General features: G+C 73.6%; 13 protein-coding genes and 2 pseudogenes. 3 read left to right on the forward strand and 12 right to left on the reverse strand.

Annotated elements, in window-relative coordinates; all coding sequences use genetic code 11:
* Positions 1–31: 31 nt before the first annotated feature.
* The 4 genes from Sru02f_RS07975 to lipB all read right to left on the reverse strand — a co-directional run bounded on the left by Sru02f_RS07975 (position 32) and on the right by lipB (position 3,185).
* On the reverse strand, positions 32–736 hold the full coding sequence (locus Sru02f_RS07975) for a DUF4191 domain-containing protein (protein ID WP_003976619.1): 705 nt from the start codon (positions 734–736) through the stop codon (positions 32–34).
* A gap of 81 nt (positions 737–817) precedes the next feature.
* Positions 818–1,033: an SCO2195 family GlnR-regulated protein gene (locus tag Sru02f_RS07980; protein WP_003976620.1), complete on the reverse strand. Its 216-nt coding sequence runs from the start codon at positions 1,031–1,033 to the stop codon at positions 818–820.
* A 244-nt stretch (positions 1,034–1,277) separates the two neighbouring features.
* A complete protein-coding gene (gene lipA / locus Sru02f_RS07985) occupies positions 1,278–2,231 on the reverse strand; it encodes a lipoyl synthase (protein ID WP_109031752.1) in 954 nt (317 codons plus the stop codon).
* A gap of 153 nt (positions 2,232–2,384) precedes the next feature.
* Positions 2,385–3,185: a lipoyl(octanoyl) transferase LipB gene (gene lipB / locus Sru02f_RS07990; protein WP_109031753.1), complete on the reverse strand. Its 801-nt coding sequence runs from the start codon at positions 3,183–3,185 to the stop codon at positions 2,385–2,387.
* Positions 3,186–3,419: 234 nt separating this feature from the next.
* Between lipB and Sru02f_RS07995 the strand changes: the two genes are divergently transcribed.
* Positions 3,420–4,880: a regulator gene (locus Sru02f_RS07995; protein ID WP_373103414.1), complete on the forward strand. Its 1,461-nt coding sequence runs from the start codon at positions 3,420–3,422 to the stop codon at positions 4,878–4,880.
* Positions 4,881–4,898: 18 nt separating this feature from the next.
* On the opposite strand, the pseudogene Sru02f_RS08000 reads toward Sru02f_RS07995, so the two are convergent.
* A pseudogene (locus Sru02f_RS08000) lies at positions 4,899–6,301 on the reverse strand (NAD(P)/FAD-dependent oxidoreductase).
* A gap of 241 nt (positions 6,302–6,542) precedes the next feature.
* Entirely contained in the window at positions 6,543–7,553 is a 1,011-nt protein-coding gene (locus tag Sru02f_RS08005; protein ID WP_244941842.1) for a TIGR01777 family oxidoreductase, read from the reverse strand.
* Between the two features lie 132 nt (positions 7,554–7,685).
* On the opposite strand from Sru02f_RS08005, the gene Sru02f_RS08010 reads away from it, so the two are divergent.
* Positions 7,686–8,186, forward strand: coding sequence for a GNAT family N-acetyltransferase (locus Sru02f_RS08010; protein WP_174855067.1), 501 nt, complete (start codon positions 7,686–7,688; stop codon positions 8,184–8,186).
* Positions 8,187–8,192: 6 nt separating this feature from the next.
* Here the strand turns inward: Sru02f_RS08010 and Sru02f_RS08015 are convergent, their stop codons facing one another.
* A complete protein-coding gene (locus Sru02f_RS08015; protein WP_109031756.1) occupies positions 8,193–9,377 on the reverse strand; it encodes a MarP family serine protease in 1,185 nt (394 codons plus the stop codon).
* A 110-nt stretch (positions 9,378–9,487) separates the two neighbouring features.
* On the opposite strand from Sru02f_RS08015, the gene Sru02f_RS08020 reads away from it, so the two are divergent.
* Positions 9,488–10,414, forward strand: coding sequence for a peptidoglycan recognition protein family protein (locus Sru02f_RS08020; protein WP_109031757.1), 927 nt, complete (start codon positions 9,488–9,490; stop codon positions 10,412–10,414).
* Between the two features lie 34 nt (positions 10,415–10,448).
* Here Sru02f_RS08020 and Sru02f_RS08025 read toward each other — a convergent pair whose 3' ends face one another.
* From Sru02f_RS08025 to sucB, 5 genes and pseudogenes are all read right to left on the reverse strand, one after another.
* Complete coding sequence (locus Sru02f_RS08025) at positions 10,449–10,970, reverse strand: DUF4240 domain-containing protein (protein ID WP_109031758.1); 522 nt, start codon at positions 10,968–10,970, stop codon at positions 10,449–10,451.
* 555 nt (positions 10,971–11,525) lie between these two features.
* Positions 11,526–12,509, reverse strand: coding sequence for a helix-turn-helix transcriptional regulator (locus Sru02f_RS08030; RefSeq protein ID WP_109031759.1), 984 nt, complete (start codon positions 12,507–12,509; stop codon positions 11,526–11,528).
* Between the two features lie 70 nt (positions 12,510–12,579).
* Positions 12,580–15,279: a pyruvate dehydrogenase (acetyl-transferring), homodimeric type gene (gene aceE / locus Sru02f_RS08035; protein ID WP_109031760.1), complete on the reverse strand. Its 2,700-nt coding sequence runs from the start codon at positions 15,277–15,279 to the stop codon at positions 12,580–12,582.
* Positions 15,280–15,668: 389 nt separating this feature from the next.
* On the reverse strand, positions 15,669–16,292 hold the full coding sequence (locus tag Sru02f_RS08040) for a GntR family transcriptional regulator (protein WP_003976633.1): 624 nt from the start codon (positions 16,290–16,292) through the stop codon (positions 15,669–15,671).
* A 209-nt stretch (positions 16,293–16,501) separates the two neighbouring features.
* Positions 16,502–18,272: pseudogene (sucB, locus tag Sru02f_RS08045) on the reverse strand (2-oxoglutarate dehydrogenase, E2 component, dihydrolipoamide succinyltransferase).
* Positions 18,273–18,288: the final 16 nt, after the last annotated feature.

The following is an 18,288-nucleotide window of genomic DNA, read 5'->3' on the forward strand; positions in this document are numbered from 1 at the left end:
TCGCCGTACCGGCGTCTTGGAGTCCTGCGGGTCAGCGCTGCTTGGGGTTGCCGCCGCGGGGCATCCGCATGCCCTTGGGCATCGGGCCCTTCGGCAGCGGCATGTTGCTCATCAGGTCGCCCAGGGCGCGCAGCCGGTCGTTGGTCACGGTGACCTGCGGGCCGCTCAGCACGCGGGGGAGCTTGAGCATGGTCGTGCGCAGCTTCTTCAGCTCGACCTGCCCCTCGCCGGTGCCCACCAGCAGGTCGTGCACCGGGACGTCGGCGACGATGCGGTTCATCTTCTTCTTCTCGGCCGCCAGCAGGGACTTCACCCGGTTCGGGTTGCCCTCCGCGACCAGCACGATGCCGGCCTTGCCGACCGCGCGGTGCACCACGTCCTGGTTGCGGTTCATCGCCACCGCGGGGGTCGTCGTCCAGCCCCGGCCGATGTTGTCCAGCACGGCCGCCGCGGCGCCGGGCTGTCCCTCCATCTGCCCGAAGGCCGCCCGCTCGGCCCGGCGCCCGAAGACGATCGCCGTCGCGAGGAAGGCGAGCAGCAGGCCCAGGATGCCGAGATAGATGGGGTGACCGATCCAGAAACCGATCGCGAGGAGGACACCGAAGACGACGATGCCGACACCCGCGAGCACAAGACCGATCTTCTTGTCGGCCTTGCGGGTCATCTTGTAGGTCAGAGCGATCTGCTTCAGTCGCCCGGGATTCGCAGCGTCCGCTGCAGGTTCCTTCCTCGCCATGGCACGAAGTCTACGTGCCCCCGAAAGCGCCGACGACGGCAGTGCCCGGCCGTGCCCGTCGGGGGGTGGGGCGGGACGTGGTCAGGGGCGGCCGGCGACGGACTGCCGCAGCGCGCGCTCGGTCTCGATCCGGTCCTTGGCACGGCGGCGGTCCTCCAGGACGGAGTTCCAGGCGTTGCGCCGGGCGGTGCGCTGGCCGCCGCTCATCAGCAGCGACTCGACGGCCCGCAGGGCGGTGGTGAACGACGGGATGGCGGTGGCGCGGACGGTGGTGGGGCGAACGGGCGCGGCCTGCATGGTGGAGGTCCCCCCTCGGTACGGCTCCGGGTACGGAGACGGGTGTACGTGGCGGTGTACGTGCTGTGATTCCAGGGTCACTGATTGGTGTTACCAGGGCGTGACCCGCCGGTCAAACGCACATGAAGCCGCGTCGCCGGGTGCTGGAACGGGCTCGCGGCCCCGACCGGTGCCCTCATCAGCGAGGACGGTCGGGGCCGCGACGTATCGGCCATTACTGGCCAGTAGTGACTTGTGCGGGACTTCACACGATGGCGGACCGGCGCTGCTCCATGGCCATTCCGTAGAGCCGTCCGGCCCGGTACGACGAGCGGACCAGCGGGCCCGACATCACGCCGGAGAAGCCGATCTGCTCGGCCTCCTCCTTCAGCTCGACGAACTCCTGCGGCTTGACCCAGCGCTCCACCGGGTGGTGGCGCACGGACGGGCGCAGGTACTGCGTGATGGTGATCAGCTCGCAGCCGGCCTCGTGCAGCTGCTTCAGCGCCTCGCTGATCTCCTCGCGGGTCTCGCCCATGCCGAGGATCAGGTTCGACTTGGTGACCAGGCCGAAGTCACGGGCGTCGGTGATGACCTTCAGGGAGCGCTCGTAGCGGAAGCCCGGGCGGATGCGCTTGAAGATCCGCGGGACGGTCTCGACGTTGTGCGCGAAGACCTCGGGGCGGGACTCGAAGACCTCCCGGAGCAGCTCCGGGACGGCGTTGAAGTCCGGGGCCAGCAGCTCGACCTTGGTGCGGCCGGCCTCGCGGCCGGCGGTCTGCTCGTGGATCTGGCGCACCGTCTCCGCGTACAGCCACGCGCCGCCGTCGGGGAGGTCGTCGCGGGCGACGCCGGTGATGGTGGCGTAGTTCAGGTCCATGGTGACCACGGACTCGCCGACGCGGCGCGGCTCGTCGCGGTCGAGCGCCTCGGGCTTGCCGGTGTCGATCTGGCAGAAGTCGCAGCGCCGGGTGCACTGGTCGCCGCCGATGAGGAAGGTCGCCTCGCGGTCCTCCCAGCACTCGTAGATGTTGGGACAGCCGGCTTCCTGGCAGACCGTGTGCAGGCCCTCGCTCTTCACGAGGTTCTGCATCTTGGTGTATTCGGGGCCCATTTTCGCCCGGGTCTTGATCCACTCGGGCTTGCGCTCGATGGGGGTCTGGCTGTTGCGGACCTCCAGGCGCAGCATCTTGCGTCCGTCGGGTGCGACTGCGGACACGACCGGCTCCCTAGCGTTTGATTCTTCGGCGTTCTTCAGGGTACGCCCGTTGATTTGTTGGTCGGCGTTGGTGCTGGCCTTGCTGGGGGCTGCCGCCCCCAGGCCCCGCTTCGGCCTGAACGGCCTCGTCCTCAAACGCCGGACGGGCTCGTTTTATGCCGCCGTCGTCTTCTCGATGATCCGGGGCTTGAGTTCCGCGTTCTCCAGGACGTCCCGGAGGTGGCGTTCGGCCACCGGGAGGACCTCCTCGATGGTCACGTCGCGGCCGAGTTCGTTCGCCAGGGACGCGACGCCCGCGTCGCGGATGCCGCAGGGGATGATCCTGTCGAACCACTTGTTGTCGGGGTTCACGTTCAGCGCGAAGCCGTGCATCGTGACACCCTTGGCGACCCGGATGCCGATGGCGGCGATCTTGCGGTCCTCGCGGCGCTGGCCCGCGTTGGACGGGGCGTACTCGGGTCCGTCGAGGCGGGGGTCGAAGTCCTCGTCGCTCAGGCGGGGGTCGAAGTCCAGGGAGAGGCCGCCGAGCACGGGGCGCTGCTCGACCGGGTCGCCGAGGACCCAGACGCCGCTGCGGCCCTCCACCCGGGAGGTCTCCAGGCCGAACTCCGCGCAGGTGCGGATCAGGGCCTCCTCCAGGCGGCGGACGTGGGCCACCACGTCGACCGGGCGCGGGAGCTTCTGGATGGGGTAGCCCACCAGCTGGCCCGGGCCGTGCCAGGTGATCTTGCCGCCGCGGTCCACGTCGATCACCGGGGTGCCGTCCAGCGGACGCTCGCTGTCCTCGGTGCGCCGGCCGGCGGTGTAGACCGGCGGGTGTTCGAGGAGCAGCACGGTGTCGGGGACCTCGTCGACGAACCGCGCGGCGTGCACCCGGCGTTGTTCGTCCCACGCCTCCTGGTACTCGACGCGATCGGCACCGAACCCCATCCGGACGAAGCGCAGCTCACTCACGGCACGTGCCTCCCTGCAAGGTCGTAAGGCACGAAGCGTGCCCACGCCACTGTACGACCGTCCGCACGTCGTCAGCAGGGCGGGCAATTCTCACACGATCGGATGAATGCCGGGCGAATTGTGCGATCGGGTGCTTACTCTCCGCTACATTCACGCCGTTCACGAGGCCATAAGGGCTGCTCACAGGCGCTCCGGGCAATCGAACGCCCGGAAGGCAGGAGACCGCACCGCACCATGACGGAACGACCCGCGCAGCGCACCCCCAACCGCCAGCTCGCCGCGCTCATCGCCGAAGCGGGGTTCTCGAACGCGGGTCTCGCGCGTCGCGTCGACCAGCTCGGACTCGAACACGGCCTGGACCTGAGATATGACAAGACGTCCGTCACCCGGTGGCTGCGCGGTCAGCAGCCCCGCGGCACCACCCCGGCCCTGATCGCCGAGGTCTTCACCCGGCGCCTGGGCCGCCGCCTGACCGCCCAGGACCTCGGCCTGGACGCCTGCGCGCCCGTCTACGCGGGCCTGGAGTTCGCCGGGAGCCCGGAGGAGGCGGTCGACATCGTCGGCGGGCTGTGGCGCAAGGACTCCGGCAGCCACGCCGAGCTGCGGAAGATCGCCTTCACCCCGGCCGGGCTCGTCGTGCCCAGCCGCGACTGGCTGATCGGCCGCCCCGACGAGAAGGTGGCCCGCGTCGAGGTGCCCGTCCGCATTCCCGCGCAGGGCCGCCCGGCGACCCCGCGGCCCGCCGTCCCGCTCGACCCGTCCAGGCGCCGGGCCCCGGCCGAGCGCGGCCCCGGCCAGAAGGTCAGCGGGGGCGACCTCGCCGCGCTGCGCTCCGTCGGCGAGCTGTTCCGCAGCCTCGACGACCGCTACGGCGGCGGACACGCCCGCCAGGCCCTCGTGCGCTACCTCGAACACGAACTGGAGCCGATGCTGCGCGGCACCTACGGCGAGCAGACCGGCCGCCGCCTCTTCGCCGCCGCCGACCTGACCCGGCTCGCCGGCTGGACCTCGTACGACATCGCCGCGCACGGCCTCGCCCAGCGCTACTTCGTGCAGGCGCTGCGGCTGTCGCAGGCGGCCGGGGACCGGGCCTACGGCTCGTACGTGCTGGTCACCATGAGCCGGCAGGCCGTCTACCTCGGCCACGGGCGCGAGGCCGTGCAGCTCGCGCGCGTGGCGCAGCAGGGCGTGGGCACCTCCGCGCCGCCGGTCGTGCAGACCCTGCTGCACGCCGCCGAGGCGCGGGCGCACGGCCTGCTCGGCGAGGTGCGGGCCTGCACCGCGGCCCTGGTGCGGGCCGAGCGGGCGCTGGAGGCCGCCCGGCCCGGCGACGAGGTGCCGCACTGGGCGCGCTTCTTCGACGAGGCGCAGCTCGCCGACGAGTTCGGGCACTGCCACCGCGACCTCCAGCAGTTCCGCGCCGCCGCCCAGCACGCGGAACGCTCGCTGCAACTGCGCGCCCCCGTCTACGCCCGCAGCCGGCTCTTCTGCCGGGTCGTCCTCGCCACCGCCCGGCTCGGCCTCGGCGAACTCGACCAGGCCTGCCAGCTGGCCGCCGAGGCGGCGGGGCAGGCGGCCGAGATGCGCTCGGTGCGCGCCACGGAGTACGTCCGCGACTTCGAGCGCCGCCTGGAGCCGTACCGGGACGCCGCCCCGGTCCGGGGGTACCGGGACAAGGTGGCCGCCCTGGGGTAGCGCCGGACCGGGTCGGACCTAGGCCGCGTGGGCCGTCGGCGTCGGCTCCGCCGAGTGCATCGGACGGCCCGCGCCGAGGTCGCTCAGGATCGCCGCCGAGGCCCGGCGGCCCGAGTGCAGGGCGCCCTGGGCGGTGCTGGTGTCGCGGTGGTCGCCGCACACGTACAGCCCGGCCAGCAGCCGTACCGGCCTGCGTGGATCGTGCGGCGGGCGCATCGCGGGCACCGCCTCGGGCGTGTGGTGCACGGCGAGGGTCTCCCAGCGGGTGGTCGGGGTGCCGTAGAGGCGGGACAGGTGGATGCGCACGGCGGTGTCGAGGTCGGGCGGGGGAGGGCCGAGGACCGTCGACGAGACCAGGGTGCGGCCGGCCGGCGCGCGGGACGGGTCCACCCGGCTGACCTGTGCCGTGTGGGCCACCGGGCCGCCCCGGTCGGCGTCGAGCAGCAGGGCGGCGCCGGTCGTCGGCGGCTCGTCGGTGGTGTGGTGGACCACCGTCACCGGGTGGAAGTCCGGCACCCGCAGGCCGGGCAGCAGCTCGGCCGCCGCGCGGGCGTCGGTCGCCACCAGCACGGCCCGGCAGCGGATGACGCCGTGCTCCGCGGTGGTCACCGCGTTGGTCGCGACCGAGGTGACGCGGACTCCGGTGTGCACGGTGCCCGGCGGCAGCGACCGCGCCATGTGCTCCGGCAGGGCCTCGGCGCCGCCCTCGGGCAGCGCGAGCCGTCCGCCGGCGAAGGCGCGCAGCGCGAGGTCCGCGCACCGGCTGGACGTCGTGAGGTCCGGGTCGTACAGCAGGGCGGCGAGCAGGGGGCGCAGGAAGCCGTCGATCGTGCGGGCCGGCAGCCCGCGGGCCGCCAGTGCCCGGGCGGCGGGCAGTTCCGGGCGGGCCAGCAGCCGTTCGGCCGGCGTGTGCGCGAGGCGGGCCAGCGCGGCACCGAGCCGGGCCTGGTCCACGGCGGTGCCGAGCGGGGCGCCGGCGCGGGTGCGGGGCGCCGCGGCGGGCCTGCCGGACGTGCCGGGCGCGTTCACCGTGCGCCGGGGCGCGGGCATCGAGCGGGGGCGCTCGCGAGGGCGCGCACCGCGTGGAGTGCGCCCCGCGCGCTCCGTACGCCCGACGGGGCGCCCGCGTGATGGTGGCGGCCCTCGCTGTGCAGCAGGACCCCGGGGGCGAAGGGCAGCAGCGCGAGGCCGTCGAGCCCGGGGGTGCGGCGCAGTTCGGGGTACGCCGTGGACAGCAGCTGTCCGACTCTGTCGAGCCGGAAACCGTCGACCTTCTCGGTGGCCATCCGACCGCCCACCGCATGGGCGGCCTCCAGGACCGTGGTCGTCACTCCTGCGCTGGTCAGCCGTTGCGCCGCGGCGAGTCCGGCGATCCCGGCCCCCACGACGACGACGTCCGCCTGGTACGCGGGCTCAAGCACGTGCCCCTCCTCGAGGTTGCGCGGCCGCTGGAGACGTCATGCCCCCAACAGGCTTGAGGAATACCCGAGTTCGAGACGAGGTTAGGGTGCGAAACGGTCAACGGGAATCACCCGGGGGCAGCACACGGTCGCACAGCGGTCGCATGCGGGTGCGATATGGGCATCGAGTGGTCGGAGTGCGGTGGCGCGTGGCCGCGCGTGGCCGCGCGGGGCTGTGCAGGGTCGCGCGGGACCGCGTGGATCACAGTGCCGCCCGGATCGCCCCGTCGATCTCCGGGAACGCGAAGCGGAAGCCCGACTCCAGGAGGCGGGCGGGGAGGACCCGGGCACTGCCGAGGACGTCGCCCGCCATCTCGCCGAGCGCGGCGCGCAGCACCGGCGCGGGCACGGCGAACGGCGTCGGGCGGTGCAGTACCCGGCCCATGGCCACCGTCACCTCACGGTTCGTCACCGGCTGAGGGGCGGTCAGGTTGAAGGGGCCGGAGAGGTCGTCCCGGTCCAGGAGGTGCCGGATCGCCGCCACCTCGTCGTGCAGCGCGACGAAGGACCAGTACTGCGACCCGTCGCCCATCCGCCCGCCGAGCCCTGCCCGGAAGAGCGGGAAGAGCCGTCCCCAGGCGCCGCCCCGGCGCGCGACGACCAGGCCGGTGCGGGTGAACACCGTCCGCACGCCCGCCTTCTGCGCGGGGGCCGCCGCCGCCTCCCACTCCACGCACAGGCCCGGCAGGAAGCCCTCGCCCGGCGGGGCGCTCTCGTCCACGGGACGGTCGCCGGTCTCCCCGTAGTAGCCCATCGCGCTGCCGTTCACGAAGACCCGCGGCGGCCGTTCCAGCGCGGCGACGGCCTCCGCGAGCGCCGTCGTGCCGTGCACCCGGCTGCTGCGGATGCGGGTCTTGTACGCGTCGGTCCAGCGGCGGTCGCCCACCCCGGCCCCGGCCAGGTTGACCACCGCGTCGCAGCCCTCCAGGCCGGTGGCGTCCACCCGCCCGTTCTCGGGGTCCCAGCGGACCTCGTCCGGGCCCTCGGGGGCGCGCCGCACCAGGCGCACCACCCGGTGCCCGTCCGCGGTCAGGGACCGCGCCAGGGCGCCGCCGATCAGACCGGACGCTCCGGCCACCACGATGCGGGGGCGGTCCCCGGGCGGGCGTCGTCCGTCGTCCGTGTGCCGGTCGTCCGTGTGTCCGTGGTCCGTGTGTCCGTGGTCCATGTGCCCGCCGTCCGTGTGTCCGTCGTCCGTGTGCCTGCCGCCCATGTGTCCGGCGGCCACGTGCCCGCCGTCCGTGTGCCCGCCGTCCACGTGCCCGTCCCCCAGAGGTCCATCCTGCCGGGTGGCCCCGGAAAAACCCCGGACCGGTCCCCGGCACCGCGTCGTACAGTGATCGCCATGCCAGCCCCGCACATACGCCGCGCCAGGTCCGAGGACGAGCACCCGCTGCGCCGGATCGACCTCGAGACCTGGTCCTACCTGCACGCCGTCTCGCCCCCGCCGGGACCGGACGACCCCTTCTTCCGGGACACCTGCGGCCCCGACGCCCACCTGGTCGCCGAACTCGACGGCGCCGTCGTCGGCTACGTCCGCCTCGGATTTCCCACCCCGCTGGCCTCCAACACCCACGTCCGGCAGATCCGCGGCCTCGCCGTCGCCGGCGCGGCCCGCGGCCACGGCGTGGGGCGGGCACTGGTCCGGGCCGCCGTCGAGGAGGCCCGGCACGAGGGCTTCCGCCGGATCACCCTGCGGGTTCTCGGCCACAACACGGCCGCCCGGGGCCTCTACGAGTCGGAGGGCTTCGTCGTGGAGGGCGTACAGCCCGAGGAGTTCCACCTCGACGGCCGGTACGTCGACGACGTGCTGATGGGACAGATGCTGACCGCGCTCACGCCTTGACCGCGCTCACGACGTGACCGGCTCGCCCGTGTCCACCGCCCGCGTGGCGTCCGCCGCGTCGCGGGCCTCGGGGGCCACCTCGGCCGCCGTCAGCACGTAGCCGGTCTCCGCGTCGGAGGTGGAACGGGCGAACACCACCCCGTACACCCGGCCGTCGGTGGTCAGCAGCGGTCCGCCCGAGTTGCCGGGGCGGACCGTGGAACGGATCGAGTAGATCTCCCGGGTCACGTTCTCGTCGTTGTAGATGTTCTGACCGGTGGCGCGGACCCGGTTGGCCACCGTCGCCGCCCGCAGATCCAGGTCGCCGTTCTGCGGATAGCCCGCCACCACCGCGGCGTCGCCCCGCGCGGCGTCCTCGTCGAACCGCAGCACCGGCGCGCTCAGGTCCGGGACGTACAGCACGGCCACGTCCTTGTCCGGGTCGAACAGCACCACCCGCGCCTCGTACGTGGGGCCCACGCCGCCCACCCGGACGCTCGGGTCGTCGATGCCGGCCACCACGTGGGCGTTGGTCATCACGTGCTCCGGCGCGTACACGAAGCCGCTGCCCTCCCGGCCCTGGGTGCCGCTCACGCCCTCCACCTTCACCGTGCTGAGCCGGGCCGCGCGGGTGGCCGCGGGCGTGACGCTGTCGCCGGAGGGCTCGGCGACCTCGGCGGCCGACTCGTTCTCGAACGGGTTGAAGACCTGCGGGAACCCGGCGTCGGCCAGCGCGGACGTCGACCGGGAGAACCACGCCGGGGTGGTGTCCGGCATCACCCGCTGCACCGCGCCCAGCAGCGTCGAGTCCCGGATCGCCGAGGTGAGCAGCGAGGACGAGGAGGCCGCGAGGACGCTCGCCGCCACCCACGCCACGATCAGCGCCGCCGCCGAGTTCGCGACCGCGCCGCCGACCCCGTCGGCCACCCGGAGCGGGCCCGCGGCCATTTCTCCGCGCAGCCGCAGCGCGAGGCGTCCCGCCAGCTCGTGGACCGCCATCGCCGGCAGCAGCACCGTGACCACCGCGACCACGGTCGCCGCCGTCGAGCCCCGCTCCACCAGGTCCATCACCCACGGCAGGACCCACACGCCGAGCGCCGCGCCGCCCACGAAGCCCGCCAGCGACACGCAGCCGGCCACCAGGCCGCGCCGGTAGCCGGAGGCGGCGTAGGCCAGCACCACCAGCGCGAGCACGATGTCGAGCAGGTCCACGCGAACCGCCTTTCTGCCGGGCCCCGGGATCCTCAGTACGTGCCGTACCGGGCCGATGATCAGCCTGGTGCGCACGACTGTCCGGAAAACGGCCACCTGTGCGAGCGAGTGTGTGCGGGCCGGTCATGGGTGAAACGCCGTGCACCGGGACGATGGTTCCACCGGGTGGCACAGCACACATCGCGGACAGAGCGGATCCGCCGGACAGTGGGACCATGCGAGTCTTCCGAGGACCGCGCCGGGCCCGGGAGCGACGGACCGCCCGCATACCCGGCGCCGTGCGCATGCCGACCGCGGCACGGGCGCTGCTCGGTGCCCTGCCCGGGCTGGCCGCCGTCGCCGCGCTCTTCCTGTGCGCGAACGGGGTGGAACGGGCGGCCGACGCCGACGCCGAGGCCGTTCCGGCCGCCGCCACCGACCGGTACGCCGCGCCCCGGCCCGACATCGTGCCCCGGTCGGTCTGGCTGGGCGACGCCGCCCGCGCCCAGCCCGCCCCCCGCTACGACGACGAGGTGGTCGCCGTCTTCGTCCACCACACGGACACGCCCAACGGCTACGACTGCGCCGACGTGCCGGCCATCCTCCGCGGGGTGTACCAGGGTCAGACCGGTGCCCGGGACTGGGACGACATCGGCTACAACTTCGTCGTGGACCGCTGCGGCACCGTGTACGAGGGCCGCGCCGGCGGCATCGACCGGCCCGTCACCGGCGCCCACACCCAGGGCTTCAACCACCGCACCACCGGGATCGCCGCCCTCGGCACCTACACCGCCGGGGTGCCCGTGCCCGACGAGCTGACCGACGCGATCGCCGCCGTGGCGGCCTGGAAGCTGGGCGAGACCGGCACCGACCCGCGGGCGAAGGTCGCCCTGGTCTCCAGCAACGGCCTCAGCCGGTACGCCGCGGGCGCCACCGCCATGCTGCCCGCCGTCGCGGGCCACGACGACGGTTACCAGACCAGTTGCCCGGGTGCGGCTCTCTCCGCCCGCCTCGCGGACGTCCGGGACACGGCGGCCCGCCTCCAGGGCCGGGCCTGACCGCCCGGGCCGGCGGTGCGCCCGAGTCCGCGCGTCACTCCGGTCCGAACCTCGCCCACAGGCGGGGCAGGCGCTCGGCGAGGGCGCGGTCGTTCTCCAGGTCGATCGGTGCGCCCAGCGGTTCGGGGGGCGCGGGCGCGATGCCCAGGTCCGGGGCGACGGTGCCGGTGAGCTGCTCGTAGGCCTCGTCGGCCGCGTAGCCCAGCTCCTCGCCGTCGCCGTCCAGCTCCTCGTCGAAGTCGTCCAGCAGCTCGGCGAGCGAGTCGGGCTCGTGCACCGCGCCCTCGTACACCTCGCGGCCCTGGCCGATCAGCCAGCACCGGAAGAAGTCGAAGGCGTCGTCGCTCGCCCCGCCGAGCAGCACCCACGCGGCACCCCACAGGTCCCAGGTGCAGGCGCGGTTGTAGCGGGCCTCGAAGTGGCGGGCGAAGTCGAGCACCAGGTCCGGGTCCATGCCGAGCAGCCGCTCCACGAGCAGGTCGGCCTGGTCCTCGGAATCGCCGTCGGCGCGCTGCCGGGCGGCGTCGATCAGCTCCCAGAACTCCGTCTCGTCCATCACGGGTCCAGCATCGGCCCTGGGCGGGGGCGGCGCACGCGGAGTGCGGCGGATCGTTATGCGCGGGTGTGGTGGGGGTGCGTGTAGCGCGGTGTGTGCGGTGGGTGGGTCGGGGTCGCGCCGGGGGGTGTCCGTCCTCGGAACGGCGCGGAATGGGTCACTTGAAGAGGCTCGGGGTGTTGACGCGCCAACCGCTGCGGGCGGACACCCCCGGCACGCCCCTTCTCGCCGTACGCGGCTGCGGCCCGCCCTCGCTCCGCGCTCCTTCTCGCGGTACGCGGCTTCCCCGCCGCGTCGCCCCCGGCCGCCGCTGCGGGCCGTCGTCGCCCCCGCGGCAGCTGCGCGTGACCGCCCCGCCGCCCAGCTGCGGGCAGTCGCCGCCCCCCGCCGCCGCTGCGGGCAGTCGTGCCGCTGGGGCGGCACGGGTGGGCGCAGCGGCACCCGCAACGCCGGGCCGCGCATCCCTCGCGCCCGCACCCACCCCGGGCACCAAGACCACGCCGGGTCACGCGACCCCCGGTCAACCGGACCGCGCCGGTCCGCGGCACCCCGCACTCACCCCCCGTACAACCCCGCCAACCGCCGAGCCTCCCGCGCGAACCGTTCCCGCAGCGCCGCCGGCGCCAGCACCTCCACCTCCGGCCCGAGCCCCCTGAGCTGCGCATGCGCGACCTCCTCCGACTCCACCGGCAGCGCCACCGTCACCCAGCCGTCCGCATCCGGCGCACCCGCGGCGCTCAGCGCCTCCCGGGCCGACAGCGCGTCGACCGCGTACGGCAGCCCGCGCACCCCCCGCTCCGACAGCCGCACCACCACCTCGGCCCGCAGGATCGACCGCGCGAACTGCTCGGCCCGCTCGGCCCAGAACGCGGGCAGGTCGAAGCCGTCGTCCCGGACGAAACGTTCCTCGCCCGCCTCCACCGCCGTGAACCGGTCGATGCGGTACACGCGGAAGGGTCCGTCGTCCGCCGTCCCCGCGACCCGCGCGCAGAGGTACCAGACCCCGGCCTTCAGTACGAGCCCGTACGGCTCCAGCTCCCGGACGACCTCGTCCGTCCCGCGCCGGTAGCGCGCGGCGACGCGCCGGTCGTCCCAGACCGCGTCCGCCACCGCGGGCAGCAGCTCGGGCGTCTCCGGCTCGCGGAACCAGTTCGGCGCGTCCAGGTGGAAGCGCTGGGCCGCCGTACGGGAGGCGTCCCGCAGGGAGGGGAGCAGGGCCGCCGACACCTTCAGGCGGGCCGCCGAGGCCGCGTCCTCCAGGCCCATCTCGCGCAGCGCCCCGGGGACTCCGGACAGGAACAGCGCCTCCGCCTCGCCCCGGGCCAGCCCGGTCAGGCGGGTGCGGTAGCCGCCGACGAGGCGGTAGCCGCCGGCCCGGCCGCGCTCCGCGTACACCGGCACGCCCGCCTCCGACAGCGCCTGCGCGTCCCGCGTCACGGTCCGCTCCGACACCTCCAGCTCGCGGGCCAGCTCGGCGGCGGTCATGGACGGGCGGGACTGGAGGAGCAGCACCATCTTGATGAGGCGGGCAGCGCGCATGCCCACATGATGCAGGAGGCGCGGAAGGCCCCCGCCGGGGCGGGGGCCTTCCGTTCGTGGTGACTCGCCTCTACAGGCCGTAGCGCTCGCGCGCCTCCTTCACGGCCGTCGCCTTGACCTCGCCGCGCCGGGCGAGCTGGGCCAGGGCCGCGACCACGATGGACTCGGCGTCCACGCCGAAGTGGCGGCGGGCGGCGTCCCGGGTGTCCGACAGGCCGAAGCCGTCGGCACCGAGCGACGAGTAGTCCTGCTCGACCCACTGCGCGATCTGGTCCGGGACCTGGCGCATGTAGTCGGAGACCGCGAGCACCGGGCCCTCGGCGCCCTGCAGCGCCCGGCGGACGTACGGCACCCGGTCCTCGCCGCGCAGCAGCGCCGCGTCGGCGTCCATGGCGTCCCGGCGCAGCTCCGTCCAGGAGGTCGCGGACCACACGTCGGCGGCCACGCCCCACTCCTCGGCGAGCAGCCGCTGCGCCTTGAGCGTCCAGTGGATCGCCGTGCCGGAGCCGAGCAGCTGGATGCGCGGGGCGTTCGCGGCCGGGGTCAGGCCCGCCGTCTCCGCCGTGTTGAAGCGGTACAGGCCCTTGACGATGCCCTCGTCCACCCCGGACGGCTTGGCCGGCTGCGGCATCGGCTCGTTGTAGACCGTCAGGTAGTAGAAGACGTTCGGGTCCTCGCCCGGGGCCGCCTCGCCGTACATGCGGCGCAGACCGTCCTTGACGATCGCCGCGATCTCGTACGCGAACGCCGGGTCGTAGGAGAGCGCGGCCGGGTTGGTCGCCGCGATGGCCGGGGAGTGGCCGTCCGCGTGCTGGAGGCCCTCACCGGTGAGGGTGGTGCGGCCCGCGGTGGCGCCCACCAGGAAGCCGCGGCCGAGCTGGTCGCCGAGCTGCCACATCTGGTCGGCCGTGCGCTGCCAGCCGAACATCGAGTAGAAGATGTAGAACGGGATCATCGCCTCGCCGTGCGTCGCGTACGCGGTGGACGCGGCGATGAAGTCGGCCATCGAGCCGGCCTCGGTGATGCCCTCGTTGAGGATCTGGCCGTTCTTGGCTTCCTTGTAGTACATCAGCTGGTCGCGGTCGACCGGCTCGTACGTCTGGCCCTTGGGCGAGTAGATGCCCAGTGACGGGAAGAGGCTCTCCATGCCGAAGGTGCGGGCCTCGTCGGGGACGATCGGCACCCAGCGCTTGCCGGTCTCCTTGTCCCGGACCAGGTCCTTGACCAGGCGGACGAAGGCCATGGTCGTCGCGACGTTCTGCGAGCCGGAGCCCTTGTCGAAGGAGGCGAACGCCTTGTCGGCGGGGGCGGGCAGCGGCGCGAGCGGGTGGACGCGGCGGGCCGGGGCGGGGCCGCCGAGGGCGGCGCGGCGCTCCTGGAGGTAGCGCACCTCGGGGGAGTCGGCGCCGGGGTGGCCGTAGGGGACCACGCCGTCGACGAAGGCGCTGTCCGCGATCGGCAGGCCGAGCAGGTCGCGCATGTCCTTGAACTCGTCCACCGAGAGCTTCTTCATCTGGTGGTTGGCGTTCTTCGACGCGAAGCCGGAGCCGAGGGTGTGGCCCTTGACCGTCTGGGCCAGGATCACGGTGGGCGCGCCCTTGTGGGCGAGCGCGGCGCGGTAGGCGGCGTACACCTTGCGGGACTCGTGACCACCGCGGGAGAAGTGGAAGCACTCGAGGATCTTGTCGTCGGACAGGAGCTTCGCCATTTCGGCGAGCTGCGGGTCCTTGTTGAAGAAGTCCTCGCGGATGTAGGCGGCGTCGCGCGTCTGGTACGTCTGGACCTGGGCGTCCGGTACCTCGCGCAGGCGGCGTACCAGGGCGCCGGTGGTGTCGAGCTGGAACAGCTCGTCCCAGGCCGTGCCCCACAGCGACTTGATCACGTTCCAGCCGGCGCCGCGGAACTGGGCCTCCAGCTCCTGCACGATCTTGAAGTTGGCGCGGACCGGACCGTCGAGGCGCTGCAGGTTGCAGTTGATGACGAAGGTCAGGTTGTCCAGGCCCTCGCGGGAGGCGAGGGTGAGCGCGGTGGTGGACTCCGGCTCGTCCATCTCGCCGTCGCCGAGGAACGCCCACACGTGGGAGTTGGTCAGGTCCTTGATGCCGCGGCTGGTCAGGTAGCGGTTGAACCGCGCCTGGTAGATCGCGGAGATCGGACCGAGGCCCATGGAGACGGTGGGGAACTCCCACAGCCAGGGCAGGCGGCGCGGGTGCGGGTAGGACGGCAGGCCGTTCCCGCCGGCCTCGCGGCGGAAGTTGTCCAGCTGCTCCTCGTTCAGGCGGCCGTCGAGGAAGGCGCGGGCGTAGATGCCGGGGGAGGCGTGGCCCTGGACGTAGAGCTGGTCGCCGGAGCCGTCACCCTCCTTGCCCTTGAAGAAGTGGTTGAAGCCGGTCTCGTAGAGCCAGGCCGCGGAGGCGAAGGTGGCGATGTGGCCGCCGACGCCGTACTTGCTGCCGCGGGTCACCATCGCCGCCGCGTTCCAGCGGTTCCAGGCGGTGATCCGCTGCTCCATCGCCTCGTCGCCGTCCACGGTGGGCTCGTCGGCGGTCGGGATGGAGTTGACGTAGTCGGTCTCCAGCAGCTTCGGCAGCGCCAGGCCCGCGCCCTCGGCGCGCTCCAGCGTGCGGCGCATCAGGTACGCGGCACGGTGCGGCCCGGCCGCCTTGGTGACGGCGTCCAGGGAGGCCTGCCACTCGGCGGTCTCCTCGGGGTCGCGGTCCGGGAGCTGGTCGAGCTCGCTCGGCTGGATGGCTTTGGGGTCGGTCGTCATGTCGCCGCCTTCCTCAGTCGAAGGGGGTTCCCTCATCGGCAAGGGTTCGGGGGTGCCCTAGGTCTTTGGCAGGACAGGGCTGGGGCTTGGGTGGAAGCCCGTCTGTGACTGTAACTCCCTGATCGATGATCGATCAAAGGGTTGAGGGGCAAAACCTCTTGATCACGAGAAAGTCGGCACGGGGTGCCTCCGGCGGTGGCACGGGGTGACCTTGAAGTTGGCGGTTCGTGCAGGTGAGAGGGGGTGGGCGCGGATGAGCCCGGGAGGTTCGGTCGAGTGGCGTCCGCGGGTGGGCCCACGCGGCGGAGCCGCATATCGGTACAGCCCCGCGACCCCATGAGGGGCGCGGGGAACTGCGCGAACGGGGGCGGCGGGGGTGAAGGAACGCGTCAGGGGCGCGGGGCGCAGCCCAGGACGTGGGACTTCACGATCTCCGGGATGCGAGGGTCACGGCGGCGGAAGGCCGCGACCAGCTCCTCGTGCTCCTCCGCGTACGACTGCTGCACCGTCCCCAGCCACCGTATCGACAGCGCCGTGAACACCTCGATCCCCAGCCCCTCCCACGTGTGCAGCAGCACCGAGTTGCCCGCCGCCCGCACCAGCTCCCGGTGGAAGCCCACCGTGTGCCGCACCTGGCCGGTGCCGTCGGAGACCCGGTCGGCCTCGTACAGCGCGGCGACGTGCGGCTCCAGGGCCGAGCAGTCCAGGGCGAGCCGGTCCGCCGCCAGCTCGGCCGCGATGGCCTCCAGGCCGGCCCGGACGGGGTAGCTCTCCTCCAGGTCGGCGGCGGTCAGGTTGCGCACCCGCACGCCCTTGTTCGGCGCCGACTCGATCAGCCGCAGCGACTCCAGCTCCCGCAGCGCCTCCCGCACCGGCGTCTGGCTGACCTCCAGCTCGGTCGCGATCCGCCGCTCCACGATCCGCTCGCCCGGCTGCCAGCGCCCGCTGATGATCCCTTCCAGGATGTGCTCGCGGATCTGTTCGCGCAGCGAGTGGACGACGGGCGCGGTCATGAGAGCTCCTTCGGGAGGGGGCCCCTTCGGCCCCCTGGGGGACTGACGTTTAGACAATACGGCCGTCACGGGGGGCGGGAAGGGCGCACGGGGGCGCTTTGACGCAGGTGAGACGAGACTTACACAGCGTGCCCCGGTCGAAACACGGCGATGCCCCCGCCCGGGAGGTTCCGGGCGGGGGCACCGTACAGGCCCACTGGCGAGGGTGACTACAGGCCGAGCTCGACCTCGAACTCGCCCGCCTCCAGGATCGCCTTGACCGCCGTCAGGTAGCGGGCGGCGTCGGCGCCGTCCACCAGACGGTGGTCGTAGGACAGGGTCAGGTACGTCATGTCGCGGACGCCGATGAGCGGGCCGTCCTCCGTCTCGATGACGGCCGGACGCTTGACCGTGGCACCGATGCCGAGGATGGCGACCTGGCCCGGCGGCACGATGATCGTGTCGAACAGCGCGCCGCGCGAACCGGTGTTGCTGATGGTGAAGGTCGCACCGGCCAGCTCGTCCGGGCTGATCTTGCTGGCCCGCACCTTGCCCGCCAGGTCGGCGGTCGCCTTGGCGATGCCGGCCAGGTTCAGGTCACCGGCGTTCTTGATGACCGGGGTCATCAGGCCCTTCTCGGAGTCCACCGCGATACCGATGTTCTCGGTGTCGAAGTAGGTGATGGTCCCCTCGGCCTCGTTGATCTTGGCGTTGACCGGGGCGTGGGCCTTGAGGGCCTGGGCCGCGGCCTTGACGAAGAACGGCATCGGGGAGAGCTTGACGCCCTCGCGAGCCGCGAACGCGTCCTTGGCACGGGCGCGCAGCTTCATCAGACGGGTGACGTCGACCTCGACGACCGACGACAGCTGGGCCTGCTCGTGCAGCGCCTTGACCATGTTGTCGCCGATGACCTTGCGGATGCGCGGCATCTTGACGGTCTGGCCACGCAGCGGGGAGGCCTCCAGGACGGGGGCCTTCTTCGCGGCGGGCGCGGCAGGGGCGGCGGCCGGAGCCGGGGCGGCGGCCTTCGCGGCCTCGGCCGCGGCGACGACGTCCTGCTTGCGGATACGGCCGCCGACGCCGGTGCCCTTGACGGTGGACAGGTCGACGCCGTTCTCGGCGGCGAGCTTGCGCACCAGCGGGGTGACGTAGGCGCCGTCGTCCACCGGCTGGGCGGCGGCCGGGGCAGCCGGAGCGGCGGCCGGGGCCGACGCGGGCGCCGGGGCGGCGGGCTGCGGGGCCGGAGCCAGCGGCGCCTGCGGGGCCGGGGCGGCCGGAGCCGGAGCGGCCTGCGCGGGAGCCGGGGCCGGAGCCGCCGGAGCCGGGGTGGGCTCGGGCTGGGCCGGAGCAGCGGGGGCGGCCGGGGCAGCCGCCGGGGCGGCGCCCGCCGCACCGATGACGGCGAGCTTGGCGCCGACCTCGGCCGTCTCGTCCTCGCCGACCACGATCTCCAGCAGGGTGCCGGAGGTGGGGGCCGGGATCTCGGTGTCGACCTTGTCGGTCGAGACCTCGAGCAGCGGCTCGTCCTCCTCGACGCTGTCACCGACCGACTTCAGCCAGCGGGTGACGGTGCCCTCGGTGACGGACTCGCCGAGCGCGGGCAGCACCACGTCCGTGCCCTCCGCGGAGCCGCCGGCGGCGGCGTCGGCGGTGGGAGCGGGCGCCGGGGCGGCCTGCTCGGTGGAGGGGCGGCCGGGGCGGGCTCGGGGCCGGCTCGGCGACCTGCTCGGCCTGCGGGGCCGGGGCGGCGGCGGGGGCGCCGCTGCCGTCGTCGATCAGCGCCAGCTCGGCGCCGACCTCGACGGTCTCGTCCTCGGCGACCTTGATGGAGGACAGCACGCCCGAGGCGGGGGCCGGGATCTCGGTGTCGACCTTGTCGGTCGAGACCTCGAGCAACGGCTCGTCGGCCTCGACGCGCTCACCCTCGGCCTTCAGCCAGCGGGTGACGGTGCCCTCGGTGACGCTCTCGCCGAGCGCCGGAAGGGTTACGGAAACCGCCATGGTTTCGGTTGCTCCT

The sequence above is a fragment of the Streptomyces rubrogriseus genome, from assembly GCF_027947575.1.
GTDB lineage: Bacteria > Actinomycetota > Actinomycetes > Streptomycetales > Streptomycetaceae > Streptomyces > Streptomyces rubrogriseus.